Origin of the sequence: Corallococcus interemptor, from assembly GCF_003668875.1 — a bacterium.
GTDB lineage: Bacteria > Myxococcota > Myxococcia > Myxococcales > Myxococcaceae > Corallococcus > Corallococcus interemptor.
Window position 1 is genome coordinate 23,427 of sequence record NZ_RAWM01000058.1, and the last position, 26,522, is coordinate 49,948.

Below are 26,522 nucleotides of genomic sequence, written 5' to 3' on the forward strand. Positions count from 1 at the left end.
ATGCTCCGCCGCGTTGGATTCCTCCCGTTGGTCCTGCTGTTGGTCGTGTTCGCCGGCTGCTCGCGCTGCGGGAAGGAGGCGGCGGGGCCCGCGGATTCGCCCCGGGGTGTTTCGCGCTACCTGCCGCGCACCGCGCAGGCGGCCGTCGTCATCGACGACCTGGGCACGCTGGGCGAGAAGCTCGCGCGCTTCCAGAACCTCAAGGTGGCCACGTTCGTCGCGCAGCTGCAGAACTTCTCCTCCGCGGAGCGCTACGTGTCCGCGGTGATGCGGCAGGTGGGCGTGGACCTGCGCAGCCGGAAGGCGCTGGAGGACGCCGGCATCGACCCGAAGCGCGGCGCCGGCGCGGCCTTCCTCGGCGGCACGCAGGCCGTGTCCGTCATTGGCGTGAAGGACGCGGACAAGCTGAAGACGACCTTCGCCACCTTCGCGCGCTCGCGCCTGGGCGCTTCGGAGGAGAAGGACACGAAGGTGGACGCCGGGCGGCTCGTCACCTTCAACCGCCCGGGCTCCACGGAGCCCATGCTGGGCATGCTCTTCCTCAAGCACGACCTGGTGCTGCTGTCCGCGGGCGCGGCCGTGCCTCGGCTGACGGAGCTGGCGGCGCTGCCGGAGGAGCAGTCGCTTTCGAAGGAGCCGGTGCTGGAGGCGTCCCTCAAGCGCCTCTCCGGCGACCGTGACTTCCACGTGTGGCTGCCGGGCGGCATGGGCCTCCTGCCCGCGGGCAGCGTGCAGGGCATCACCTTCACGGGCCACATCGAGGACCGCGCGGTGACGCTGCGCGCGGACGCGCCGTGGCCGGACACGCAGGTGTCGCTCGCGGCGCTGGAGGCCAAGGGCGGCGAGTCGCTGGCGGGCTGGCTGCCGCAGGACAGCTTCTTCGTGGCGCGCTTCCGGGGTGACCCGTCGCAGCTGGACGGCGTGTGGCCGTACCTGGCCGGCTCGCAGGTGACGCGCGCCGTGCAGGAGGCGGGCTTCAACGTGAAGGCGGAGGTGCTGGACAACCTCAAGCCGGGCATGGCGCTGAGCCTGTCGCTGGCGCCCAACGTCAACCTGTCCTCGGGCATGCCGGACCTGGACCTGCGACGCACCAACCCCTTCCGCTTCGTCAACCTGGTGGCGCTCGCGGAGGTGAAGGACGTGGCGAAGGGGCAGGCCACGCTCGAAAAGGTGCCGGGTTTCGCGGGCGGCTTCGGCGCGAAGGTGGAGGCCACGGACCTGAGCGGCCAGAAGGCGTACCTCACGTCGTACCGCGCGGGCGAGGGCGCGCACTTCGCGCTGTCCAAGGACGGCAAGCTGGTGCTCGCGGCGCCCAAGGCGCGCCTGGAGTCCACGCTGGCCTCGTTCGCGCAGCCCGCGGGCGCGGGCCCCGTGTCCGAGGACCTGAAGGCGGTGGGCAAGGACGCCGCGCTGGTGGTGCTGTTGGACCTGCGCCGGCTGTCGGACGCGGTGAAGGCGCTGCCGTCCGCCGCGTGGGGCATTGGCGGCTTCGCCATCAAGGCCACCACGGTGCGCTGGCTGGACGCCACGGATGACCTGCGCGCGGTGACCATGGCCCTGTCCCGCAAGGACAAGGCGCTGCAGGCGGAAATCTCCCTGCGGCTCACGCCCGCGCCCGCGGCCTCCACCACCACGACCACCCCGGCCACGCCTTGATTCGCGCCCGAGATGTCGTGAAGGAGTACGAGGACGGCGAGGGCTCGCGCGTGCGCGTCCTGGACGGCGTGTCGCTGGACGTGGAGGCCGGGGACTTCGTCGCGGTGGTGGGCGCGTCCGGCAGCGGCAAGTCCACGCTGCTGCACCTGCTGGGCGGCCTGGACGTGCACTACCAGGGCACGGTGGAGGTGGGCGGCGTGAAGCTCACCGGCCTGAAGGACAAGGAGCTGGCGCGCTTTCGCAACACGCACGTGGGCTTCGTCTTCCAGTCCTTCCACCTCATCCCCAACCTGTCCGCGCTGGAGAACGTGCTGTTGCCCTCGCACTTCGGTCCGGCCACGCCGGACGGGCGCAAGCGCGCGAGCCAGCTGTTGGAGCGCGTGGGCCTGGGCACCAAGCAGGACCGTGCGCCCATCCGGCTGTCCGGCGGCGAGCGCCAGCGCGTGGCCATTGCCCGCGCCCTCTTCGGCGCCCCGAAGCTGCTGCTCTGCGACGAGCCCACGGGCAACCTGGACGCGGCCACGGGCGCGGGCGTCATCCAGCTGTTCCAGGAGCTGCACAGGGAAGGGCTCACGGTGCTGACCGTCACCCACGAGGAGCGCATGAGCGCGGTGGCGCGGCGGGTGCTGCGGCTCAAGGACGCGCGGCTGGTGGAGGAATCCCCCGCGTCAGCCGCCATGGCGTCGCGAGGTGCCCCGTGAGGTTCGACGCACTGTCGCGACTGGTGAGGTTGTCCCTCGCGCGCGAGCGCAAGGGCGCGTTCTTCTCCGCCTTCGGCGTGGCCATGGGCGTGGGCGCGCTGGTGTTCTTCGTGGGCCTGGGCCTGGGCGTGGGGCGCGTCATCCGCGAGCGCATCTTCCCCACGGACTCGCGGCTGGTGGACGTGGTGCCCCCGGCGGTGTCGCTGGGCCTCCTGGGCGGCGGCAAGCTGGACGCGGCCGCGGTGGAGCGGCTGGCCGCGCTGCCCGGCGTGGAGGCGACGTACCGGAAGATGAACGTCCGCGTGCCGGCGGTGACGCGCTACGACGGCGTCTTCTTCGGCTCGCGCCTGCGCATGGGCATGGAGGTGCTCGCGGTGGGCGTGGACCCGGGCCTCGTGCAGAAGGACGTGGGGCTGCCGGAGGCGAAGGACTTCAAGGACCCGGGAGAGGGCAAGGCCATCCCCGCGCTCATCTCCACGCGCCTCCTGGAGCTGTACAACAAGACGTTCGCGCCCGCGCGCAAGCTGCCGCAGCTGTCCGCGGAGATGCTCATCGGCTTCGGCTTCCCCGTGGAGTTCAACCGCTCCTACGTGGCGGCCACGTCCGGCGGGCCCACCAGCACGCAGCAGGCGCAGGTGGTGGGCGCGTCCGACCGGGCCATGCTCGCGGGCATCACCATCCCGCTGGACACGGCCGTGCGCATCAACCGCGCTTCCGGCGCGGACGCGGACAGCTACTCCGGCGTCACGCTGGTGGCGGCGGACCCCTCGCGCGTCCCGGAGCTGGTGGAGGCGGTGAAGGGGATGGGCTTCGAAATCGATGATCAGGAGCGCCGGATGGCGGAGAACGCGGGCGCGGCGGTGGCGCTCACCACGTCCGCGCTGGCCCTGCTCTCCATCCTCATCTGCGTGCTGGCGGCGGTGAACATCGCCCACGCCATGTCCTCCTCCGTGCGCGCTCGGGCCAGGGAGATTGGCGTGATGCAGGCGGTGGGCGCCTCGCGCGCGGACGTGCGCGCCATCGTGCTGGCGGAGGCCGGCGTGGTGGGCGTGCTGGGCGGCGCGGCGGGCACGGCGGCGGCGCTGGTGCTGGCCTTCATCGTGGACCGGCTCGCGAAGAGCCACCTGCCCAACTTCCCCTTCAAGCCGGAGAGCTTCTTCTCCTTCCCGGCAGGGGTCGTGCTGGGCGGCGTGCTGCTGGGGCTGCTCGCCGCGCTCGCCGGGGCCTACTTCCCCAGCCGCCGCGCCGCCGCCACGGATCCGGCCAGGACGCTGGCGGGATGAGCGGCCCCTCGCGCAAGACGCTGCTGGCCAACGTCGTGTGCCTGGGGGCGCTCGGGTGGATCTACGGGGGTGACCTGTCGGATGCGCTGCGCGCCCGGACCGCGGAGGTCTCCGCGCTCATGTCGCCGCCGTCCACCGTGCGCACCAGCGTCGTGCTGGGGCTCGCGGGCGTGGGCCTGGCCGTGTTCACTGCGGGGCTCCTGCGCAAGAAGCCGGAGGACTTCAAGGGCTACCGGCTCTTGCCCATCCTGCTCGTGCTGGCGCTCTTCGTGGACCTGGTGCTGGCGGAGGGGCGCACGCCGCTGGACTCACCGGACCTGGCCGCCGTGGCGCTCCAGCGCTTCCAGGGAGAGGCCCAGAAGCGGGCCACGGTGGCGGCCGTGCCCGCGCGAGCCGAGGAACTCCAGCCGCTCGTGGACGCCCTGGGCTCGCCGCCGTACCTGGAGCGCGGCCTCGCGGTGCCGGCCTACGCACTCCAGGTGCGCACCGGGTGCCAGGGCCCGGTCCGTGACGCGCCCGGCACGAGGCCCGGCACGCTGATCTACTGCGTGTCCCCTGACGGCAAGCAGGCCTGGGTGACGCTGGTGGGGCTGCCCGCCGAGGTGCGCTTTGGTGCGCCCGCCGTGCTCTCCCAGCGGGGCGAGCCGCGCGTCGCCATCGTGCGCGCCCAGCTCCCCGAGGAGGAGGAGAAGGGCGCTCCGCCCGGAATCGACCTGGAGGACTCCCTGGTGGATGGGGGCGAAGCGGTGTTCCCTTCACCCTGATTCGGGTGGATTCGGGCAGCCTGCAGGGCAAGCAGGCGGAAATAGGTCCGCGCGCGCGGTTGACCCTGCGGAGCCGCGATCGATAGGCTCCTTGCAAGGACTCGACCCCCACTCAAAGTGACGACCTCTCAACCGAAGCGGCAACCCATCCCGTTCGGGAAGTATCTCCTCCTGGACCGCGTCAACATCGGTGGCATGGCGGAGGTCTGGCGCGGCAAACAATTTGGCGCCAGCGGCTTCGAGCGGCTCGTCGCCATCAAGCGCATCCTGCCGAACATCGCCGAAGATGAAGAATTCATCTCGATGTTCATCGATGAGGCGAAGATCAGCGTCCAGCTGACCCACGCCAACATCGCGCAGATCTACGAGCTGGGGCAGATCGCCAGCAGCTACTTCATTTCGATGGAGTACATCCCCGGCAAGGACATGCGGGCCATCTTCGACCGCTGCCGGAAGAAGGGTGAGCCCGCGCCCGTGCCGCTGGTCGCCTTCTGCGTGGCGAAGATGTGCGAGGGCCTGGACTACGCCCACCGCAAGAAGGACGGGATGGGGCGCGAGCTCAACATCGTCCACCGCGACATCTCGCCGCAGAACGTGCTCGTGTCCTTCGAGGGCGAGGTCAAGGTCATCGACTTCGGCATCGCGAAGGCGGCGGGCAAGGCGACCAAGACGCAGGCCGGCATCCTCAAGGGCAAGTTCGGCTACATGAGCCCGGAGCAGATCCGCGGCCTGCCGTTGGATCGCCGCTCGGACGTGTTCGCCATTGGCGTGTGCCTCTACGAGATGCTCACCGGCGAGCGCCTCTTCGTGGGCGACAGCGACTTCTCCGTGCTGGAGAAGGTGCGCAAGGCGGAGGTGCCTTCGCCGTCCACGTACAACCGGCGCATCCCGGAGGCGCTGGAGCGCATCGTCCTCAAGTCGCTCGCGAAGGACGTGGAGGAGCGCTACCAGTACGCCAGCGAGCTGGGCGACGACCTGCAGCGCTTCCTGCTGACGAGCGACTCCATCTTCGGCCGCAAGGACCTCATGCAGTACATGAAGTCCACGTTCGCCGAAGAGGTGGAGCGCGAGAAGCAGCGCCTGGCCGAGTACGCGGACATCCGCGCGCCGGACGGCATGCTGGCGGCCATCGAGGCGGGCTACAGCGGCCCGTCCCCGGTGCCCACGCAGAGCCTGACCAACATCCCCGCCGTGGCGCCTTCCGCGCCCGCCGTGGAGCCGGTCCCCGCGCCGCCGCCGCGCGCCTCCAACTCCGGAGGCGCCGCGCAGGGCGCTCGCCGCTCGCCCACGCTCGCCGCGCTGCCCAAGCTGACCGCCGCGCCCGCCGCGCCCTCGCCCAAGGAGGACGAGGAGCTGGCGACGCAGATGGTGGATCGCGACGCCGTCTTCAACGACGCGCCGGAGCCCACCACCCAGCCGGGCGCCGCCATTGGCCGCGCCGTCACGCCGCTGGAGTCCCCGGCCGCGCCCCAGGATGACGACGGAGAGGATGTGTCGGGCCGCACGGCCGTCATCCCGCCGCCCTCGTCGCTGCCGCCCTCGGGGCCGCCGCGCCTGTCGCAGAACAGCGCGCCGGTGCTGACCGCCGCGCCGCCGCGCCCGTCGCTGACCAACGTGCCCACGTTGATGGCCAACGACGCGCCCTCGCCCCGGCAGACGCCCAACCGGGGCAATGATCCGCTGCCGCGCATCGTCCGGCCGGACTCGCCGCCGGAGCCGATGCCGCCCCCGCAGCGTCCGCCCGCGCCCCCCGTGCTCAACGGCGGGAACGCGCCGCGTCCGCCCGCCGGCCGGGGAGAAGCGTCCGCGAAGGAGGCCCGCCAGAAGAACGCGCCCGACGAGTCCGGTGCCTCCGGTGCCCGGGGCATGGGCCTCAAGGGAATCGACAAGCGGCTGCTCTATGGCGCCGTGGGCCTGGCCTCGCTGTTCATGCTGGTGGGCGTGGCCCTGGTCTTCTCTCCGAGCAAGCCCACGCAGGGCTACGTGATGGTGGAGCTCAAGACGCCGGATGCGAAGGAGCGCGCGATGGTGTCCATCAACGCGGGCCCTCCGGAGAAGTTCCCGTCCAACGGCTTCATCCTCAAGCAGCTGCCGGTGGGCAACGTCCTGGTGGTGGTGACCGCGGACGGCTACGAAGCCTTCAACAAGTCCGTGATGGTGGCCGAGGGCGCCAACGCCACGCAGGTGCCGGTGCAGCTCAAGCAGCAGTCGCGCTCGGTGCTGGTGGTCTTCAAGACGCAGCCGGATGACGCGGAGGTGAAGATCGACGGACAGGTCGCCCGCAAGCAGGGCTCCAACGCCAGCGTCAACCGGGACTTCTCCTTGAGCAACGACACCCCGCTCGTGGAGGTGTCCGCGCCGGGCTACGAGCCGCTCGTGAAGAAGTTCACGGTGAGCAAGGACAGCCTGGACGTGGCGGCGACGCTGGAGCGCGCGCCGGTGGAGGTGCGGGTCGAGTCCTCGCCCGAAGGCGCGTCCATCTTCCAGGGCAACAAGGACCTGGGCGCCGTGACCCCGACCACCATTCGGGTGCCGTGGGGGACGCGCGAGCTCACGTTGAAGGCGAAATGCCACGTGGACTCGGACGTATCCGTGGGGACGCCGTCCCCGGCGGGCTCCACGGTCAAGGTGGAAGCGACCTTGAAGAAGCAGGCCCGCTGCCGCGATTAGCGGCGGTGGGGGCCTGACACTTAAGAGGTAGTCTGGGGGTCCTCCCCCTGGATGTCCCTGGGGGGAGCGGCGCCGGAGGGATGTCCGTGACGAAGGTGCGTAAGGTGAACAAGGCGGATCCGCTGGCGGATCTGCCCCGGTGGGCGCAGCAGCTGGCGCGCAAGTACTACACGAAGACGGTCAGCACCTTCCTGCTGTACGGGGCCGTGCGCGACTTGCAGCCCCTGCAGCTGGAAGACGGCGGGCGCGGGTTCGGGACGCTCAAGACGTTCCTGTCGGAGGAGCTGTTCGGCGGGCGCGACCACGTCCTCTTCTACGACCGCTCGTCGGGCATCCGCTCCGCGACGCCGGAGACGCAGAAGGACCTGGCGCGGGCCATGACGGGCTACGACGCGATGTACGGCACGGACTACGCCAAGGCCATGCCGCGCGACCCGGGCCGGGCGCTGCAGATTCTTGAGAACTTCCTGCGCATGCGCCTGAGCGAGGGCCGCTCCATGGCGCTCATCATCGACTACGCGGAGACGTTGGTGCCCGGCGGGGAGATGAGCCACCTGTCCGCGGAGGACCGCTTCGTCGTGGCCACGCTGGACAAGTGGGCGCACGACCCGCAGTTCCTGGCGGGCGACGTGTCGGTGGTGCTGCTGGCGGAGAACCTGTCGGACGTGTCGCCGCGCATCAGCCGCAACCCGTACGTGGCGCCCATCGAGCTGCCGCTGCCCACGGAGGAGGAGCGCCTGGAGTACGTGCGCTCCAAGCTGGAGGGCAAGAAGCTCCAGTCCGTGTCGGAGGTACCGGTCGCGGGTCTGGCGAAGATGACGGCGGGCCTGTCGCGCATCAACCTGGACCGCGTGCTCACGGAGGCGCTGGAGCGGGAGGTGCGGATTACTCCGGAGCTGCTCAAGGAGAAGAAGAAGGAGCTCATCCAGGCGGAGTGCCACGGCCTCCTGGAGTTCATCGAGCCCGCGCACACGCTGGACGCGGTGGCGGGGCACGCGCCGGCCAAGCAGATGCTGCGGCAGGCGGCGTCCGCGCTGAAGAAGGGCCGCATCGAGGTCATGCCCATGGGCTACCTGGTCAGCGGACCGGTGGGCACGGGCAAGACGTTCATGGTGAGCTGCTTCGCCGGGGAGATTGGCATCCCGGTGGTGAAGTTCCTGAACTTCCGCAGCCAGTGGCAGGGCGTGACGGAATCGAACCTGGAGAAGATCTTCAACCTGCTGAAGGCCCTGTGGCCGGTGGCCGTGATGGTGGACGAGGCGGACACCTTCCTGGGCAACCGCGACTCCGGCGGCGACTCCGGGACGAGCAGCCGCATCTTCGGCTCCATCGCGTCCTTCATGGGCAACACGCAGTACCGCGGGAAGATCGTCTGGTTCCTGCTGACGGCGCGGCCGGACCTGCTGCCCATTGACTTGAAGCGCCAGGGCCGCGCGGAGGAGCACCTCGCGCTCTTCTATCCGCAGACGGACGAGGAGCGGAACGAGCTGTTCCAGGCGATGAGCAAGAAGACCGGCGTGTCGGTGGAGGGCGTGGAGTCCTTCGCCGCGCTCATCCCCGGCGGCGTGCGCGCCTTCAGCGGCGCGGACATCGAGGCGGTGATGGTGCGCTCGAAGTTCCGCGCCCTGGCGGAGGGACGCGATCAGGTGACGAAGGACGACCTGGCCGCGGTGCTGGCGGACTTCGTGCCGCCCAGCTACCCGCTGGAGATTGAGATGCAGAACCTGGTGGCGGTGCAGGAGTGCACCAGCCGGGCGCTGCTGCCGGAGAACTTCCGCAAGCTGGACCGCGACTACATCAGCAAGCGCGTGCGGGAGCTGAAGATGCTCCTCGAAGAACAGTAGGGCCATCAGCCAACGGTGATGGGGACGCCCAGGTGCGGGTCCTGGAGCGTCTCCACCACCGCGATGCGGTCGCCCACGGCGAGCGCGTCATGCAGCACGAGGATGTCCTCGTTCGCGTGGCGGATGCACCCGTGGGACACGTCGCCCCCGAGCAGGGCGGGGGCGCTGGTGCCATGCAGCTCCTCCCCGCTGCGCCGTCCATCCGCCCAGGACAGGTCCAGCAGCCGCGCGCCAAACACGTGCCGGTCGTTCCACAGCCGCGCGCCCGCGTCCTCGGTGGCCACCTGGTCCAGCTTTGCCCGGACGACCTTGAGGCCCGGGTGCGTGGGCGTGGCGGCGGTGCCCACCGCGTTGGGGAAGATGTCCACCAGCTGTCCCTGCGGGTCGAAGAGGAACGTGCGGTGCTCGCGCAGGGCGATGACCACGCGCACGGGCTGGCCTGAGTAGAAAGGGGAGGGCAGGGCGCGCGACTGTCCCCGTGAGCCCGGAGCCGGGGCGAGCGCCTCCAGGGCCTTCAGCGTGGCGGCGTCGAGCACGCCGCTGGAGCGCAGGCCCGCATGCACCTGGAAGTTGCGCAGCGCGCGGGCCGTGTCCGGTCCGTACCGTCCGTCCGCGCCACCGTACAGCGCGAACCCCATGTCCAGGAGCGCGCCCTGCACCGCGCGAAGCCCGTCCCCCTTGGAGCCCGTGCCCAGCACCGTCGCGCCGGACGCCACGTCCGCGAGCTGAGGCGAACTGGCGAAGCGGGGATGCTCCAGGGCGCTTGCCGCTGGACTCGCGAAGTCGGCCGGGGGCTCCATGACGCCGAGGCCTCCAGCCCGCGCCCGGGGTACTGGAACGGGCCCGCTGAAGCGCGTCAGCGAGTTGCCCTCGGACACCGTCCTGTCCCCCGGACGTTCGGCTCCACGGGGCAGGACGGACAGGACGGGCGCGTCGGGCGTTTCAGCGGGGAGACGCGGTGACTCTCGAAGCAGTGCGGAGGCGAGCATGGCGCCGGGGACTGCAAGGTCCCGGCCGCTGCATCACATCGTCACGGCGCGCTCAGCGACAGCAGCTTGCCGGTGGGGACCGTGCGGTGGTCCTTGATGTGGTTCCACTTCATGATGTCCTCGACGGACACGTTGTAGCGCTGCGACACCGACCAGAGCGTCTCGCCCTCGGCCAGCGTGTGCACCCTGGCGCCCTTGGGGCCCACGGGCGCCTGGCTCGCCACGGCGTTGGCCACCACGATGGTGCCGCCGCGCTCCTCCACCTTCGCCGGCGCCGCGCCCTTGGCGTCCGGCGGCCACACGGCCAGCAGCGTGCCCAGGGACAGCGTGCGGTTGCGCTTGGGCAGGTTGTTCCACTTCTTCAGGTCGTCCACCGACACCTGGAAGCGGTTGGCGATGAGCCACAGGCTGTCGCCCTCCTGCACGCCGTAGGTGATGCGCGTCTTGCCATCCACCTTCTCCGTCTTCACCGGGCCCGCCGCCACGGGGCCCCGGGGCGTGCCCGCGGGAACCTCGTCCTCCGGCCGCGTCGCCACCACGCCGCTGCGCCGCGCCTGCGCCACCTTCGACGCCAGCGCCCCGCTGACGCCCGCGTCACCGCTGCCACCCCGGCCGCTCGCCGGCACCGGAATCACCAGCTCCGCGCGCACCTTCAGCACCCGCGCGCTCTTCAGCCGGTTCATCTGGAGGATGGCCTCCGGCGCCGTGCCGTACTTCTGGGCAATCTGCGACAGCGTGTCGCCCTTCTTCACGGTGTGCACCCGGAACGTCAGCCGGTCCGCGGGCGACAGCTTCGCCAGGTTCTCCGCGAAGCGCGTCGTGGTGCCGCGCGGCAGCTTCAGCACGTACGGCTTCGAGGCCGTCGCCGGAGGCGTGCACCAGCGGCGCAGCTCCGGGTTCAGCTCCTGCACGTCCGCCACGCTCACCCCGGCCGCGCGCGCCACCACGTCCAGGTCCGTGGCGTCCGTGAGCTTCACCTCGTCGTATTCCAGCGTGGACTCGTACTGGAACTCCTCCTCGGAGAAGCCGAACGCGGTGGGGTTCTTCGCCACCAGCGCCGCGGCGATGAGCTTGGGCACGTAGTGCTTCGTCTCCTTCGCCAGCCCGGGCTCCTCCGCCAGCACCCAGAAGTCGTTCGTCCCGTAGCGCGTCACCATCTTGCGCACCCGGTACGAGCCCGTGTTGTAGCCCGCCCACGCCAGGTACCAGTGGCCCAGCTCCCCGTAGAGGTCCTTCAGGTACGCCGCCGCCGCGTGCGTGGCCTTGATGGGGTCGCGCCGCTCGTCCACCCAGAAGTCCTGCTTGAGGCCGTACTGCTTGCCCGTGCTGGAGATGAACTGCCACGGCCCGGCCGCGTGCGCCCACGAGTACGCGTTCGCGGAGAAGCCGCTCTCGATCATCGCCAGGTACACCGTGTCCCGGGGCAGGCCCTTCGCCTCCAGGATGGGCTGCATCACCGGCAGGTAGCGCGTGGAGCGCGCCATCCACTTGCGGAACCACTTGCGGCCGGGGCCCTGGAAGAACTGGATGTACTCGGCCACCCGCGGCTGCATGTCCACCGGGATGTCGTAGCGGTCCTTCACCTGCGAAATGTCGAAGCTCGCCAGGTCCGTGATGCGCGCCAGCGGCGGCGCCGTGTCGTCCTCGCGGAAGGTGGGCTCCTCCAGCGCGTCCAACATTCGGAGCCGCAACGGGTTCGTGAGTCCCAGCCGCCGCAAGGACTGCATCATCTCCGCGTTCGGCTTCGCCTCCGGGTCCAGCGTCGCGCCCTCCAGCGCGCGCAGCTCCTCCAGCTCGGCGGACTCGTTCTCCACCTCCTCCGTCTCCTCGCCCTCGTCCATGGGAGAGGGAGGCGCAGCGTCCTTGGAAGGCACCGCATGCACGCCGGGCGGCGGCACCGGTGACGGCGCCACGCCCTGCGAGGAGGGAACCGAGGCCAGGGCTAGCAGGAGCAGAGAGAGCGGCATGGGAACGCCAGGCGAGGTCGCCCAGAAGCAGGCGAAGGCCGCAGTATTCGCCAGCTTTCTTGACAGTCAAACAACAAGTCGCCCGGTATGCCCTCGGGAAGGACCCACCGTAGGAGCGAGCGACCTTATTTCGCCGGGGGCTCTCCTGCCTGCCCGCTCTTCCCCGTTCCGCCATGACCGGGTCCGAGGATGCGCGGCAGGTACGTGGCGAAGTCGAAGTGCGGAGAGTTCTCCGTGTTGTGGCAGGTGACGCAGACGGCCTGTCCCGGCTTGCCCACGATGGTGGCGGGGCTCGGCGCGTCCACGTGCTTGGAGCCCGGGCCGTGGCAGCTCTCGCAGCCCACGTCCTCGCGGCCCGCCACCTTGTCCAGCCGGCACACGCCGCCGGGCTTCTGCCAGCCGGTGACGTGGCAGCCCACGCAGTTGAGGTGGTGCTGCTTGCCCACCTCCTCCAGCGTCTCCCACGCGTGGTGGTGCTTCGTGCCTTCCCACACGGCGGTCGCGTCCGGGTGGCAGTCCGCGCACACCGCGCTGCCAACGAAGCCCGCCTGTCCCTTCGGGGGCAGGGGACAGTCCTGGCCGTGCGCCTTCGCCCACGCGAGGTTCAGTTGCCCCACGTCCGCGTCGTACGCCTTCACCAGCGCCTGCGTGTCCGGCGCGCTGGGCAGGTTCGACTCCAGCGGCAGGAAGTGCAGCGCGAAGCCGTTGACGTCCGAGGCGGGCGCGGGCGGCGCGGTGAGCAGGCCCTGCTTGCGCGCGGAGAGCTCGTCGCGCTTGCCCTGCTTCAGCGCCTTCAACTTCGGGTCGATGCCGGGCAGGGCGATCTCCTTGTCCAGGAGCGCCATGCGCTGCTCCAGCGCGGTGACTTCCCGCTCCACGTCGCCCTGCGAGCGCTGCGGCGTGAAGGGCCCCTTCGCCGGCGCGTACGTCAGGTCCACGCGCAGCAGCGAACGCCCCTTGCTCTGCACCGCCACCACCGGCACGTCCGAGCGCACCAGCCGGTTCTCCTCCGCGGAGAACTCCCCGGCGCTGTGCGTGGCCACCACCAGGTTCGCGGCCAGGCCCGGCAGCGCGGCGGCGGCCTGCGCGGCCTCCAGCGGCTGAGCCAACAGGCCCACGATGAAGTCCGCGCCCTGCTCGCGCGCCTGCTGGCTGGCCTTCACCAGCGCCTCAGCGGAAGCCGCGGCCACCACGCCCACCTTGCGCGCGCCCGCGTCCAGCACCTTCACGCCGCCCGCCGGAATCTCCGGCAGACCCAGGCCCTGGCGGAACGCGGCGCCGCGCGTGTCGTCCAGCTCGCCCGTGGCGCGCACGGCGATGCCCATGGTGCGGAACGCGTCCGCGAGCGCCTTCGCCTTGCGCTCCTCCTGGGGCACCTGATCCGCGTTGAGGTGCGTCTCACCGAAGAGGCTGTTGCCGCCGTCGATGTAGAGCACCGGCTGGCCGCCCTTGCGCGCCTCCTGCACCTGGAACGCCGCCCGGCCAATGCCGCCGCGCATGTTCTCGCTGCAGCCACAGGGGCCCAGGTAGCCCCGCGTGTCCGCGGAGATGAACAGCACGGCGCCCGGAGGCGCGGCGGGAGTAGGGGAGGAGGCCTGCTGCTGCCCGGGTGTGCTCTCCGGGGCGCGCGGCTCCTGGCGTCTGCAACCGGCGAGGAGCGCGCTCACGAGCACCGCGAGGACGGCCGCGCGCATCGTCATCACCAGAGGATGCTCTGCACCAGTTCGTCGATCTTCTCGCCCATCGCCTCCAGGCCGTTCACCTTGGAGAGCGAGCCGTCCGCGCCCACCTGCTCGGCCAGCTTCGACAACTCGTCGTCCGGCAGGCTGGAGAACAACACGATGGGGATGTCCTGCGTGTTGTACTCGTTCTTCAGCGTGCGGCAGATGTCCGTGCCCTTGGCCTCCGGCATGTGGATGTCCGTGAGGATGAGGTCCGGCCGCCAGCTCTGAAGCGTTTTCTCAAACTCCATGAGCGTGGAGGTGGCCACGACCTCATAGCCCCGGGCCTCCAGGACGGCCTTCTCCATGGCGAGGGTGATCTCGCTGTCGTCAATGAGGAGGATTCTTCGCTTCTCTTCGGACACGGCGACCTTCCTTGGGGGTCGGTTCTAGCCCACCACCCAGCGGCGCACCAATGCTTTCCCGTGTCGCGCTCCAGCACGGGTTTTCTGTTTTCAACCCCGGGCGTCCCAGCGGCCGGGCGGGCCTGGAAACACCCACCGTCTTTCCCGGACAACCGGCCGCACACGGAGTATGGAGGCGCCCATGATGCGGCATGCCTCCCGGGGCCTGGTGGCCCTCCTTCTCCTGGGGTGCGTCCTCGGCGGCCTCCCAGTATTGGCCCTCAACAATGGTCTGGGGCAGGTCCCCCAGGACCTGGACCGCACGTCGCCCCGCGCCACGGCGCAGGGCTTCCTGGACGCGGTGCATCGCGGGGCCTACGCGCGCGCGGCCCACTACCTCTACCTGGACCACCTGCCGCCCGCCGAGCAGCCCGCGAAGGGCGCCCAGCTGGCCCGGAAGCTGAAGTTCGTCCTGGACCGCGAGCTGTCGGTGGACACGTCCGTGCTGCCGAAGACCCCGGAGGGCGAGTCCCCCAACTCGCGCTTCGTGTCGCTGGGGGCCATCCCGCTCAAGGGCGAAAGCGTGCCCATCCGGCTGCAGCGCATCAACGTGGACAACGTGCCCACCTGGGTGCTGGCGGAGTCCACCGTGAAGATGGTGGACCCGCTCTTCGAGGAGTACGGCCCGCTGCTGACGGAAACGCTCCCCGCCGTCTTCTTCGACCGCACGGTGCTGGGGCTGGAGCTGTGGCAGTGGCTAGGCCTGGCGGTGACGCTGCTGGGCGCGTGGATCTTCTCCTTCCTCCTGGAGAAGCTGCTCCTGGCCACCGCGCTGCGGGTGGCGCGCTGGACGCGCATCTCCTGGGATGACCAGATCGTCAACGCGGGCCGGGGTCCCCTGCGGCTGCCCTTCTTCGCGCTCCTGCTGGCGCTGGGCACGTCGTTCCTGCTGCTGCCGCCCAAGCTGAAGCTCTTGAGCGACCGGGTGAGCTACTCGCTCACCATCGTCGCGGTGGCGTGGTTCATCCTGCGCTTCCTCCGCGTGTCGGAGGCCTACGTCCAGAGCCGCGTCACCTCCGAGTCCAGCCCCCACCGCCGCGCGCGCTCGCTGCGCACGCAGCTGGCCGTGCTGCGCGCCGTCTTCGAGGTGGCCACCTACGTCATCGCCGCCGCGCTGCTGCTCATGCAGTTCGAGGTGGTGCGCAACGTGGGCGTGTCGCTGCTCGCCTCCGCCGGTATCGCCGGCCTCGCCATCGGTCTGGCCGCGCAGAAGTCGCTCTCGTCGCTGCTCGCGGGCATCCAGCTGTCCATCACCCAGCCCGTCAGCATCGGGGACAACGTGCTGGTGGAGGGTGAGTTCGGCACGGTGGAGGAGATCACCCTCACGTACGTCGTGCTGCGCATCTGGGACCAGCGGCGCATGGTCATCCCCATCAACCAGTTCCTGGACAAGCCGTTCCAGAACTGGAGCAAGGGGTCCCCGGAGATCATGGGCACCGTCATCCTCCAGGTGGACTACATGGCGGACATCGACGCCCTGCGCGCGGAGCTGGACCGCATCCTCGCCAACGAGGGCAAGGACCTGTGGGACGGCCGGGTGAAGACGCTGGTCGTCTTCGACGTGATGGACAAGACGCTCACCGTGCGCGCCCTGGTGAGCGCGGCCAACTCCAGCAAGCTGGGCGACCTGCGCTTCCTCGTGCGCGAGCGGCTGGTCGTCTTCCTGCGCTCCAAGCCCCAGTGGCTGCCCATGGTGCGCAGCGAGTCCCGCCCCGCGCAGCAGCCTCCACCCTCCCGCGACGACCAGGAGGACGCCATCCAGGGCGCCCCGGAACCCCGGTCCTGAGTGGGAAGGGGCCTGGGAAAACGGGCGCTTGCACGGACGCTCGCCACGCGATGAATATGGCGACCCACGCGACGTCCGACGCGCGTAAGAGCATTCGCACCCAAGCTTGCGGAGTCCAAACAGATGAAGCGTCCTGTCACGTTGTGCGGAGCCCTGGCGCTCCTGGCCGTCGCCGCGCCGCTGACCGCGAGCGCCCAGGAGCGCGGCCGCACCGACGGGCCCGAGGAGTCGGAGTACGGCACGGGCGGGTATTACGGCGACAGCCGCCGGGGCGTGTCGCTCCAGCTGGACTGGGGCGCGGCCATCAACTCCCAGGAGAGTCCCCGGGGCGCGCCGGAGGGCCCGCCGCTGTTCGTGGGCGCCACCGTGTCCCTCTGGGGAGATGACTGGTACCGCCTGGACGTCAGCGGCGCGTACGTCTTCGACGGCGGGCGCTTCATCGGCAACGTGGGCCCCACCTTCCGCAGCTGGGGCTGGCCGGTGGCCTTCACCCTGGGCCTCAAGGCGGGCGCCATGGTCATCCCGGAGGGCGAGGGCCTTCGCTTCGCCCTGTCGCCGCAGGTGGGCGCGGAGCTGTACCTCGACCGCCGCGACCACGTGCTCATGGGCCTGCACTACTCGCCGGACATCCCCATCGGGGGAGGAGGAGTCACGAACCGGTTGTTCATGAACGTCGGCTACCGGTTCTGACGGGAAACGCCATGATCGCTCAACTGCTCGCCGCCGCTGTCGCGTTGACCACGGCCCAGGCGCCTCGCGCCGCCTCGCCGTCCGTGGCACTGCCGTTCCCGTCCGGGGACGTGCAGACCTACAACATCATCCAGTGGGACCCGAACGCGCTGCCGCGCATCTATGAGCGGTCGGACCAGCTGCCGCTCACCGACGAGGAGCTGACCAAGCTGTCCCAGGCCGGCTTCGAGCCCGCGCAGCTGGTGAAGATGATTGAAGAGCGCCGCTGCGCCTGCGACGCGAGCGCGGACGGCCTCATCCGCCTGAAGAAGGCGGGCGTGGACAAGACGGTGCTTGCCGCGGTGTCGCGCCACGGCCTGGCGCCCAACCGCCAGCTGGACATCCTGGTGACGCTGGACTTCACCGGTGAGAGCCGCACCGCGCGCGAGGCGTTCCTCTACTTCTTCGTGGACGACGGCGACATCACCCGCGTGTTCTCCGCGAACATCCCGGAGCTGCTGCAGCGCCGCAACAGCCACGAGACCCTGGTGGACCGCAGCGACATCATGGTGGCGCGCACCGTGCGCCGCATCCAGCTGGCGGGCCACGTGCCGCTCAAGACGTACGGCGCGCACCGCGTGATGGTGGCGGCGAGCGCCAGTCCCACGCTCACGCACCCCACGCAGCTGACCCCGCAGGAGCGCGCGAAGGCGCAGACGTACACCTTCGACTATCCGCGCGCCTCGTTGCAGAGCCTCTGCCGCCTGACGGCCGGCTACCGCCGCGACGCGGTGCTTGCCTACAAGTGGAACTTCGAAGGCAGCCGCTTCGAATGCGAATGGAACTAGGAGTCGACCCGACCATGAACACCCGCCGCCTGCTGCTGTCCGCCCTCGTCGCCGTGTCGCTCGCCGGCTGTGGAGGCCCCCGCGCCTTCACGCGCGGCACCTACGAGGACCCCAACACCATCGAGATGCTGGGGGACCGCTTCAACGAGAACGACCTGCAGCTCATCGCGAAGAAGATGGCCGAGTCGCTCGCCAGCTCCCCGCGCTTCGCTCAAGCCCCACCGCAGGGCCAGGCGCTGCCCATCGTCCTCGTGGGCAAGCTGCGCAACAGCACCAGTGAGCACATCGACATGCGCTCGCTGGGGGACAAGATTCAAACGGCGCTCGCGCAGACGGGCCGCTTCGCGCTGGTGGACCAGCAGGCGCGCCAGGACATCGCGGAGGAGTACGAGTACCAGCAGTCCGGCTACGTGAACCCGAACGCCGCCAAGGCCCCGGGCCAGCAGGCGTCGGTGGACTTCCTGATGACGGGCGACCTCGCGTCCATCATCCAGGAGGTCGGCCGCGACAAGCTCGTCTATTACAAGATGACGGCGAAGCTGAACGACGTGCGCACGGGCACCATTGCCTGGACGGACGAGAAGCAGATCCGCAAGAAGTTCGAGAAGCAGGGCGTGAGCTGGTAGCCGTCCGCCGTGGCCCACCTCCCCGACATCGCATCCCAGGCCCCGCGCGCCTCCGCCTCCCCGGCGGCGCGTTGGGGCCTGTTGTTCGTCCTGGCCGTCTCTGTCCTGGGCACCGGCTGCGCCAGCGACTACGTGGCGCGCACGGCGTCCGCGCGCTCCGCGTACCAGGCCTCTGACTATCCGCGCGCCCTGCGTGAGCTGGACGGCGAGCAGAAGGAGGCCCCCGAGCGCGACCAGCTCCTCTTGCTGTTGGACAAGGGCATGGTGCTGCACGCGTCCGGGCAGTGGGAGGAGAGCACGAAGGTGCTGGCGCAGGCGGACGACCTCAGCTCCCAGCTGGACATCACCTCCGTGAGCGAGGAGGCCGGCATCCTGCTCAGCAACGAGCGGCGCCGCGCCTACCGCGGGGAGGACTTCGAGAAGCTGATGATCTCCGTCCTCCAGGCGCTCAACTACGCGGAGCTGGGCCGGGACGAGGACGCGCTCGTGGAGGTCCGCCGCGTCAACGAGCGCATCGAGAAGATGATCACGGAGGAGAAGAAGCCGTACGAACAGCTCGCCATCGCGCGCTACCTGGGCGGCGTGCTGTACGAGGACCAGCGCGAGTGGGACTCGGCCTTCATCGACTACATGAAGGCGTACGAGCTGGAGCCCCGGCTGGGCGGCCTGGTGGAGCCCCTGTTGCGGCTGGCGAAGAAGACGGGCCGCGACGACGCCTACGCCACCCTGTCCCAGAAGTTCCCGGACGTGGCGCACGACCCGCTGGGCCCCACGGACGGGCAGCTGGTCGTGGTGGTGGAGGCGGGCCTGTCACCACAGAAGGAGCGCGCGTCGCGCGACTACGGCGACTCCGGGGACCTGATTGAGGTGCCCGTGTACCGGGACCGCGGCGGTACACCGCCGGTGCGCGTGTCGGTGGAGGGCCGGGCGCAAGCAGCGGTGACGGTGACGTCGCTGTCGCGCGTGGCCCAGGTGCACCTGAACGACCGCATTGGCCGCATGCTGGCGAAGCAGCTCGCGGGCGCGGTGGCGAAGGCGGGCGTGGCCGCGGGCGTGGGCGCGCTGACGAAGAGCAAGGAACTGGGTGTGCTCACCTTCCTGCTGCTCAACGCGGGCAACCAGGCGGACCTGCGCTCCTGGCTTTCACTGCCGGCGGAGTTCCAGGTGGCGCGCTTCCGGCTTGCTCCGGGAAAGCACACGGTCCAGGTGGATGCACCGGGCCGGCCCACCACCCACCTGGTGGAGGTGAAGCCGGGGCGGGTGGAGGTGCTGGTGGTGCGAAGCTACTGACGGCGTCGTTTTGGGAGTAGGGTGCGCGCCCCATGTCGCCGGTCGTGGCCGAAGTCGTCCTGTATTCCTTCATCGTCGTGGTGAGCGCGCTGGCCGGCGCGGGCGTGGTCATCTTCAATGACCGCTCCACGCGGCTCGTGACGTTCCTCGCCTTCGCGGCGGGCGTGATGTTCGGCGCGGCCTTCTTCCACATGCTCCCGGAGGCCTACGAGGGCGGCGGCTGGTGGGCCTTCGCGCTCGTGCCCATGGGCTTTCTCTTCGTCCTGGTGCTGGAGCGCTACCTCGTGGCGCACACCTGCGAGGAGCCGCCGGACTGCGCGGAGCACGTGCACGGCCACGCGCTGGGCTTCAGCGCGTTCCTGGGCCTGTCCACGCACACGCTCTTCGACGGCATCGCGCTGGGGTCCTCCGTGAAGGAGGGCGTGGGCGCCATGGCGCTCTTGGCCATCACCGCGCACAAGGTGCCCTCGTCGCTGTCGCTCGCGTCCATCCTCCAGGCGGAGGGCAAGAAGCGCGGCACCATCCTGGCGTACACCGCGCTGTACGGCCTGATGGTGCCGGTGGGCGCGGTGCTCTACTTCGGCTTCGACGCGGTGCTGAGCTTCCAGTCGCTGGCGCCCAAGGCCCTGGCCTTCTCCGCCGGCACCTTCCTCTACATCGCCGTGTCGGACCTGCTGCCGCACGTGAACAAGCACGGCAGGGACAAGCCCGGCCGCAACCTGGTGGCATTGGCAGCCGGGTTGCTGGTGATGTTCGTGCTCGCGCGCGCGCTGGGGCACACGGACCACTGAAGACATCATGGAAAGACGCAAGGACTGGTACGAGCACCCGGAGTACTACGAGGCCATCTTCGGCACGGACACCGTGCGGGAGGCGGACTTCCTCCAGGCGCTGAGCCGGCGCTTCGGCACCGGCGGCAACCAGTGGCTGGAGCCCGCGTGCGGCGCGGGCCGGCTGGTGGCGGAGGCCGCGAGCCGGGGCCTGAAGGTCGCGGGCTATGACTTGTCGGAGGCCATGCTCGCGCACGCGCGCAAGCGCCTGTCCCCCGCCGAGCGCCGCCGCGTGAAGCTGTCCCAGGCGCGCATGGAGGACTTCTTCGACCCGGCGCTGGAGGGGCGCGTGGACCTGGCCCACACGCTGGTCTCCACCTTCCGCTACCTGGACAGCGAGAAGGCCGCGGTGGAGCACCTCACCGGCACTCGCCGCCTGCTCAAGCCGGACGGCATCTACGTGCTGGGCTTCCACCTCACGGACTACGCGCGCTCCGGTCCGGAGCACGAGCGCTGGGTGGGGCAGGTGGGTCCGGACAAGGTCGTGTGCAACACGCACGAGGGCCTGCCGGAGCAGCGCCTGCGCCGCTCGCCCATGCGCAACCGGCTGCGCGTCACCGGGCCGGACAAGGACTGGCTCATCGAAACGACCTGGTACTTCCGCACCTACGACGAGGCCCAGGCGAAGCGCCTGTTCCGCAAGTCCGGCCTGCGCGCGGTGGCCACGTTCGACTTCGACTACGACCTGGACTCGCCCGTGGGACGCGGCAGCCCGCGCCTGGACCGCGTCTTCGTGCTGAAGCCAGACGGATTGGTGTGAAATGACCCGGCCGCCTCCCTGCTGGGGAGGCGCGCGGTCCGTCAGGTTTTGGGGCTCAAGCGTCAGGGGTTTTTGCGTCCTGTCCGGACGCGGTTGCGTTCCATTGGGACGCAGTTTGACGTGGGGCTTCGCAGGAACCCGCGAAATCATTGGGCCCTGTCGCTGGCACGCCGCCCGCAATGCGTCTGGCCATACGCGCCGGCAACGGCGTGTACCGCATCCAGATGCACCCGGAGCGCGGAAGGAGGGGCCGCTCCTTCCGCGCTCTCCATCTGAATCCGCACCTCCCCGTTATCTCCGATAGAGTCGGCGTCTGTTTTCGGGACGGCTTCGCCGGTCGGCGGTGGCGTGGCTTCCGCAGGGAGGCGAGCGGATGCGAGACGAGTTGGCGCAGCTGATGGCTGCGCTCAGGGACTCCAAGGACTTCGAGACCGCGGCGGCGGCCACGTTGCGCCGGATGCTGGCCGTGGCGGAAGCCGCGGTGGCGTCCAGCCGCTACGCGGGCCGGGCCCGGGTCCTGCGCGGCATCGTCCACCTGCGTCCTGGCGAGGCGTACCGCCGGCTGGCGGCGCTGGACGTGGGCGCGCGCGAGGTGACGGACGCCGGTGTCGGCACGCCCTTCTTCACCTCCGCCACGGCGTGGCGCGCGGTGGTGGAGCACCGGTGCGCGGTGTCCATCGACGTGAACATCGGCACGGTGCAGCCGCACGCGCCGGACGCGCCGGTGACGGGCGACCCGGGCCTCGCGGGCTTCCACAGCAACGAAAGCAAGCAGCGCTTCCTGGGCCGCCACGCGACGCACGTCTGCGTGCTGCCCCTGCGCACGCCCTCGGGCATGGAGGGCATGATTTCGCTGGAGGCGGACTGCCTGGCCGCCATGGGGCAGGAGTTCGTCTGGCGCGAGGCCGGGGACCTGCTCCAGCTGCTCACGGACATCGCCGCGCCGTACCTCACCGCGCTGCCGCAGCGGCCGGTGGCCACGCCGGAGGTGGACGAGTTCCTCCCCGTGGTGGGCCGCTCCATGGCGGAGCTGCTGCCGATTCTCCGCACCTTCGCGCTCCAGGACGAGACCATCCTCGTGAGCGGCGCCACGGGCGCGGGCAAGTCTCGCCTGGCGCGCTGGTGCCATGAGCGCTCCGGCCGCCGGGGTAAGCCCTTCGAGACGCTGGACCTGGTGACGGTGCCGGAGGACCTCCAGATGGCGGAGCTCTTCGGCTGGAAGAAGGGCGCGTTCACCGGCGCCGTGCGCGACGCGCCGGGCGTGGTGGCCCGCTCGGATGGCGGCACGCTGTTCATCGACGAAATCGACAAGCTGTCGCTGAAGGCGCAGGCGGGCCTGCTGCACCTGCTGGAGTCGCGCAGCTACCGGCCGCTGGGCGAGGGCACCGGAGAGAAGCTCGCGGACGTGCGCTTCATCATCGGCACCAACGCGGACCTGCACGCGCAGGTGCGCGCCGGCCGCTTCCGCGAGGACCTGTACTACCGCGTGAACGTGCTGCCGGTGCGCATGCCGCCCCTGCAGGACCGGCAGGACGAGATTCCCCTCTGGGCGCGGTACATGGTGAACCGCCGTCACCGCGAGCGGCCGGCGGAGGGCTCCGCGCGGCTGGCCCCGGAGGCGGAGCTGCTGCTCAGCACCAGCTCCTGGCCGGGCAACCTGCGGCAGTTGGACAACATCGTGCGCCGTGCGTACTCCATGGCGATGGTGGACCACGCCGGCGGCACCGGCGACCTGGTGCTCCAGGAGAAGCACGTCTCGCAGGCGCTGGGCTACGAGCAGGCCCCCGGCGGCCGTCCGCTGCCGGAGGCGCTGCGGGCCGCGGCGCAGGCCTTCGTGGGCGAGGCGCGCAGGCGCAGCTCGCTGGACCTGGACTTCGCGGACAGCTTCCGCGGGCTGGTGCTGGGCATGGCCATCCGCCAGGTGGGCCGCGACGAGGCGTTCCGCCTGCTGGGCCGCGAGAGCCTGGTGAAGAACCGCAACCACCACAAGGCGCTCAAGCGCGAGCTGGAGAAGGTGGACGGCCTCTACAAGGCGCTGGGCGAAGGGGGCTCTCCCTTCGCCGACCTGCTGGAGAACGAGGACTCTTACTGACGCCGCGGGGGGCGCGCCCTCAGTGGATGGCGCTGCCCAGCGGCTGGTGGTTCTCGTCGCGCAGGCCCACCAGCACGCTGGTGCCGTTGTCCATCACGCGCAGCTCTCCGTAGCGCGCGTTCGCGTAGCGCTCCGCGTGGCCCTCCTGGAAGAAGAAGGCCTCCGCGCCCAGGCGCATCTGCGAGTTGCGGATGCGGAAGCGCAGGCGCACCTCGCCGGGCCCAAGCGCGGTGCCCGGCGTCTCGTAGCGCACGAACTCGCCCACGTTGTGCTCGTCCAGGCGCAGCACCACGTTGCCATCCTCCTGCGGCTGCTCGCGGCCCTCTCGCCAGCCCTGGTTGATGGCGTAGTCGAGCACCATGTAATCGCCCTGGATGAGCGAGCGCGGGTCCACCGGGGCCAGCCGCAGCAGCACCGGCTGCCCCCGCGCGAGCACGGTCTCCTTCTGCACGACGAGGAAGGCGAGCGCGACGAACACCAGCGCGAGCCCCCCGAAGATGACGGCGGTGCGTTTCATGGGGCCTCCGCGAGCACGGCGGGCTGCCGCCGCAGGAAGAACTGCCGGACACCCAGGAGCACCAGGCCGCTGCCCAGGAGCGCGAGCGCCTTGGCCAGCAGCGTGATGCGCAGGTCGTAGTAGTAATACGCGCCGAACGTCAGCAGGAACGCCACCGCCAGCCCCAGCATCACGCGGCTGCGGCGGTGGAAGCCGAGCGTCAGCATCAGCACCGCCACCAGCACGCCCGGCGTGCTCAGCGTCATCAGCGTGAGCAGCACGAGCGCGCAGACGGCCGGAATCCAGATGCGCTTGTCATTCGCAAGCCCCAGCTCGCGCAGCACCCGCCACCCCGTCCACAGCGCGAGGAGCGCCAGCGCGATGGAGAGGTACGCGCTGGGGAGGAACCCGCTCTCGAAGCGGAAGACGTAGTGGAAGCCCTCCTGTGAAGCCTCCCAGTTGCGGAACAGCAGCCACCCGGGGACGGCGCACGCGAGCGCGAAGGCGATGGGACCCACGCGGGCGCCCAGGGGGCCGCGCCGCAGCTGGGATTCATGCAGCAGCAGGCCGGAGAGCGCCGCGGCGCACACGAGCATCCACAGGTCCACGGCCGCCCCCCCCACGACCTCGAGCACCAGCGCGCCCACGGACGCGCAGACCCCTACGGTCGCCAGGAAGTAGAGGATGACGTCCGGGAACACGGCGAGCAGCACCAGGGACGCCACCACCCCCGCGAGCGAAATGGCCACGGTCCCCAGGTCCAGCTCTCCCAGCCCCACCAGGAACGCGCCCACGCCCGCCATGCACAGGGCCAGCGCGAGCTGCTCCATGAAGGGGCCCCGGGTCGCCCTGCGCAGGAACACCGCGCCCACCGCCAGCGCGAGCCCCAGGCCGAGCAGCGCCACCTCCTCCTTCCACAGGCCCACGCAGGCGAAGAAGCTCAGCAGGAGGACGGCGGACAGCCACGCGCCACCGCCGGACAGCGCCTTCACGTACCACGGCGAGGCGCCCTGCGCCTTCTGCCGGACCTCCAGGGTGGTGCGGGCGCGCGCGTCCACCTCCGCGTCCACGTGGCCCTCGGCCTTGAGTCCCGTCAGCACGTCTTGAATGGTCGGTCGCAGGGCCATGTTCAGGTCTCCTCCGAAACGCCCGTGGCCTGCGACTCGTGGCGCAGCCAGTAGACGGCGAGGCCCACCTCACCGATGAGCAGCAGGGGCAGGAAGAAGAGGGTCATCTCCTCGGCGTGAGTCACTTCGATGAAGAAGTAGCCCGCCGCCGTGGTGACGAGCGTGATGACGCTCACCGCGCCCACGGTGAGCAGGAACAGCTCTCCGTGAAGGTGCCGGTGCAGCGCGTAGATGGCCACCAGCGCGCCCAGCACCAGCAGCAGGCCCACGCCGGACTCGAGCGTGCGGCCATGCCCTTCGCCCACGATGAACAGGCAGCCCAGCCCCACCAGCGGTATCAGCGTCATGAGCGACAGCACGCGGGGCATCCACCGGCCCTGGAGCCAGGACACCTTCAGGTTGGCGAAGTGCTCGTACGTCGCCCAGGCGAAGCCGTTGAGCAGCCCCAGCACCAGCGCCAGCCGCGCCTCGTGCGCGTCGGAGTGCCCCATGCGCTGGCCCCAGAAGAGGATGACGCCGGTGTTCACCAGCACCAGCTGGAGCATCCACAGCGGCGTGAAGCGCGCCAGCGCCACCCACGGCAGGATGAGCACGCACCACCCGATGAACAGCTCATACGGATCCGCGCCCGTCTGGTACGCCTGCCCGTACACGGCGAGCAGTGGCCCCACCAGCACCGCGGCCGCGAGCAGCGCGAACTGGCCCGCCGGCCGGTCACCCAGCCGCCACGCGCCCACCGCCGCCCCGGCCATGCCCAGGCAGATGAGGCCCAGCTTGGTGAAGCGCCCCATGTCCGCCCAGTTGTAGGCGAAGAAGTACACCACGCCCGCCAGCACCAGCAGCGAGCCCAGGGCCATCAACGTCGTGGACAGGAACGCGCGCCACGCGGGCCGCGCCGGCGATGCGACCGCCAGGTGCAGCGCGCGCCCGTACGCGTCCGGGCTCAGGATTCCGGCGTCCGCCAGCGCGTGCAGCCGCTCCGGCGTCGCCTCCAGGTCGAGGAAGTCTTTCGGCACGGCGGAGGACTGTACCCGGTTCGCATGACGCCGGGGACGTCGGGCACGCTCACGTCCCGGAGCGCTCCGCGTCCAGGAAGGCCTTCAGCTCGGGGAGCACGCGCTCGGGATGCTCCAGTTGCGGACTGTGTCCGCAGTCCACGCGCAGCACGCGGGCCTGGGGAAGCCCGCGCGCGGCCTCGTCCGCCAGGGAGACGGGCAGCGTCTCGTCGCGCTCGCCCCAGACGAGCAGCACGGGGACCTTCACCTCGCCCAGCCGCTCGCGGCGGTGGAACACCGGGCCCGTCAGCGGCACCAGCGCGTTGAAGGCGTGCGCGGCTTCGGGCCTCCCTCCGGGCACGCTCAACAGCTCATAGCCCAGCTGTCCCAGCTTCTCTCCCAGCGGCGTGGGCGGCGGCGGCAGCATCCGCGCCATCGCCCAGGGGCCCAGGTTGCGCGCCAGCCGCTCCGGCCCCGCTCGGAAGAACAGGCGCGAGGCGCGCGGCATGTCCGGGCCCAGCCCCATCGCGTCCACCAGCGCCAGCCGCTCCACCGGCACCGCGCCGCGCAGCGCGAGCTCCAGCGCCACCAGCCCGCCCAGCGAGTGACCCACCACCGACACCGGCCCTGTCGCCAGCATGCCCAGGGCCTCCTCCACCGGCGCCGTGAAGAAGCGCACCGCGTCCTCGGCGGACCGCACGGGCACGTCGGCCGGGGTGGATTGACCGAAACCGGGCAGGTCCAGGGCCAGCACCCGGTGGTACCGGGCCAGCGCCGTCAGGTACGCGAACCAGTGGGTCGCCGCGTGCCCACGCCCGTGGAGGAAGACGACCGTGGAGCGCGCCCCGTCCCCGGGGCCAGGGCCTCCTTCGAGGATCCGTACCGCGCCGCCGCCCCCGGGCAGCCAGTGCACCTGGGGCACCACGGCCGGGGCCAATTGGGCCAACAGGCCTGTCTCGACCGGGCCCACGGGGGGCGGCGGCGCGGTACGGATCCTCGAAGGA

General features: G+C 70.7%; 22 protein-coding genes. 14 read left to right on the plus strand and 8 right to left on the minus strand.

The window, feature by feature from the left end; genetic code table 11:
* From D7X96_RS21005 to D7X96_RS21030, 6 genes are all read left to right on the plus strand, one after another.
* The gene (locus D7X96_RS21005) at positions 1-1,656 is read left to right on the plus strand and encodes a hypothetical protein (protein ID WP_120548956.1); all 1,656 of its coding nucleotides are present in this window, start codon (positions 1-3) and stop codon (positions 1,654-1,656) included.
* Positions 1,653-2,357 (plus strand): ABC transporter ATP-binding protein, encoded by a 705-nt coding sequence (locus D7X96_RS21010; RefSeq protein WP_121770557.1) that lies wholly within the window; start codon positions 1,653-1,655, stop codon positions 2,355-2,357. Before D7X96_RS21005 ends, D7X96_RS21010 begins: the two co-directional genes overlap by 4 nt.
* Positions 2,354-3,640, plus strand: a complete 1,287-nt coding sequence (locus D7X96_RS21015; RefSeq protein WP_120548954.1) for an ABC transporter permease — start codon at positions 2,354-2,356, stop codon at positions 3,638-3,640. Before D7X96_RS21010 ends, D7X96_RS21015 begins: the two co-directional genes overlap by 4 nt.
* Complete coding sequence (locus D7X96_RS21020; protein ID WP_120548953.1) at positions 3,637-4,404, plus strand: hypothetical protein; 768 nt, start codon at positions 3,637-3,639, stop codon at positions 4,402-4,404. The genes D7X96_RS21015 and D7X96_RS21020 overlap by 4 nt, the downstream gene beginning before the upstream one ends.
* Positions 4,405-4,521: 117 nt before the next feature.
* The gene (locus D7X96_RS21025; protein WP_120548952.1) at positions 4,522-7,074 is read left to right on the plus strand and encodes a serine/threonine-protein kinase; all 2,553 of its coding nucleotides are present in this window, start codon (positions 4,522-4,524) and stop codon (positions 7,072-7,074) included.
* Between the two features lie 86 nt (positions 7,075-7,160).
* Positions 7,161-8,918: an ATP-binding protein gene (locus tag D7X96_RS21030; RefSeq protein ID WP_208647350.1), complete on the plus strand. Its 1,758-nt coding sequence runs from the start codon at positions 7,161-7,163 to the stop codon at positions 8,916-8,918.
* A gap of 5 nt (positions 8,919-8,923) precedes the next feature.
* Here the strand turns inward: D7X96_RS21030 and D7X96_RS21035 are convergent, their stop codons facing one another.
* From D7X96_RS21035 to D7X96_RS21050, 4 genes are all read right to left on the minus strand, one after another.
* Positions 8,924-9,718, minus strand: a complete 795-nt coding sequence (locus D7X96_RS21035; RefSeq protein WP_121723503.1) for a L,D-transpeptidase family protein — start codon at positions 9,716-9,718, stop codon at positions 8,924-8,926.
* A gap of 230 nt (positions 9,719-9,948) precedes the next feature.
* Positions 9,949-11,874, minus strand: coding sequence for a LysM peptidoglycan-binding domain-containing protein (locus tag D7X96_RS21040; protein ID WP_121770558.1), 1,926 nt, complete (start codon positions 11,872-11,874; stop codon positions 9,949-9,951).
* A 125-nt stretch (positions 11,875-11,999) separates the two neighbouring features.
* A complete protein-coding gene (locus tag D7X96_RS21045) occupies positions 12,000-13,568 on the minus strand; it encodes a multiheme c-type cytochrome (protein ID WP_120548980.1) in 1,569 nt (522 codons plus the stop codon).
* 5 nt (positions 13,569-13,573) lie between these two features.
* A complete protein-coding gene (locus tag D7X96_RS21050) occupies positions 13,574-13,960 on the minus strand; it encodes a response regulator (protein WP_014398957.1) in 387 nt (128 codons plus the stop codon).
* Between the two features lie 181 nt (positions 13,961-14,141).
* Here D7X96_RS21050 and D7X96_RS21055 point away from each other — a divergent pair, with 181 nt between their 5' ends.
* The 8 genes from D7X96_RS21055 (at position 14,142) to D7X96_RS21090 (ending at position 22,900) form a co-directional block, all read left to right on the plus strand.
* Positions 14,142-15,785: a mechanosensitive ion channel family protein gene (locus tag D7X96_RS21055; RefSeq protein WP_120548979.1), complete on the plus strand. Its 1,644-nt coding sequence runs from the start codon at positions 14,142-14,144 to the stop codon at positions 15,783-15,785.
* A 123-nt stretch (positions 15,786-15,908) separates the two neighbouring features.
* A complete protein-coding gene (locus D7X96_RS21060) occupies positions 15,909-16,475 on the plus strand; it encodes a hypothetical protein (protein ID WP_120548948.1) in 567 nt (188 codons plus the stop codon).
* A gap of 11 nt (positions 16,476-16,486) precedes the next feature.
* The gene (locus D7X96_RS21065) at positions 16,487-17,302 is read left to right on the plus strand and encodes a hypothetical protein (RefSeq protein ID WP_121723506.1); all 816 of its coding nucleotides are present in this window, start codon (positions 16,487-16,489) and stop codon (positions 17,300-17,302) included.
* 14 nt (positions 17,303-17,316) lie between these two features.
* Entirely contained in the window at positions 17,317-17,928 is a 612-nt protein-coding gene (lpoB, locus tag D7X96_RS21070) for a penicillin-binding protein activator LpoB (RefSeq protein WP_120548946.1), read from the plus strand.
* A gap of 9 nt (positions 17,929-17,937) precedes the next feature.
* On the plus strand, positions 17,938-19,218 hold the full coding sequence (locus tag D7X96_RS21075; protein WP_244219670.1) for a COG3014 family protein: 1,281 nt from the start codon (positions 17,938-17,940) through the stop codon (positions 19,216-19,218).
* A 32-nt stretch (positions 19,219-19,250) separates the two neighbouring features.
* Positions 19,251-20,009 (plus strand): ZIP family metal transporter, encoded by a 759-nt coding sequence (locus D7X96_RS21080; RefSeq protein ID WP_120548945.1) that lies wholly within the window; start codon positions 19,251-19,253, stop codon positions 20,007-20,009.
* Positions 20,010-20,016: 7 nt separating this feature from the next.
* Positions 20,017-20,808 (plus strand): class I SAM-dependent methyltransferase, encoded by a 792-nt coding sequence (locus D7X96_RS21085; RefSeq protein WP_120548944.1) that lies wholly within the window; start codon positions 20,017-20,019, stop codon positions 20,806-20,808.
* Positions 20,809-21,181: 373 nt separating this feature from the next.
* The gene (locus tag D7X96_RS21090; RefSeq protein ID WP_120548943.1) at positions 21,182-22,900 is read left to right on the plus strand and encodes a sigma-54-dependent transcriptional regulator; all 1,719 of its coding nucleotides are present in this window, start codon (positions 21,182-21,184) and stop codon (positions 22,898-22,900) included.
* Positions 22,901-22,919: 19 nt separating this feature from the next.
* Here the strand turns inward: D7X96_RS21090 and D7X96_RS21095 are convergent, their stop codons facing one another.
* From D7X96_RS21095 to D7X96_RS21110, 4 genes are read right to left on the minus strand one after another with little or no spacing between them, the layout of a single operon-like run.
* Complete coding sequence (locus tag D7X96_RS21095) at positions 22,920-23,417, minus strand: GDYXXLXY domain-containing protein (protein ID WP_120548942.1); 498 nt, start codon at positions 23,415-23,417, stop codon at positions 22,920-22,922.
* Positions 23,414-24,523: a DUF4401 domain-containing protein gene (locus tag D7X96_RS21100; RefSeq protein ID WP_121770559.1), complete on the minus strand. Its 1,110-nt coding sequence runs from the start codon at positions 24,521-24,523 to the stop codon at positions 23,414-23,416. The genes D7X96_RS21095 and D7X96_RS21100 overlap by 4 nt, the downstream gene beginning before the upstream one ends.
* Positions 24,524-24,525: 2 nt before the next feature.
* Entirely contained in the window at positions 24,526-25,539 is a 1,014-nt protein-coding gene (locus D7X96_RS21105; RefSeq protein ID WP_121770560.1) for a DUF2157 domain-containing protein, read from the minus strand.
* 49 nt (positions 25,540-25,588) lie between these two features.
* The gene (locus D7X96_RS21110; RefSeq protein ID WP_121770561.1) at positions 25,589-26,512 is read right to left on the minus strand and encodes an alpha/beta fold hydrolase; all 924 of its coding nucleotides are present in this window, start codon (positions 26,510-26,512) and stop codon (positions 25,589-25,591) included.
* Positions 26,513-26,522 lie beyond the last annotated feature (10 nt).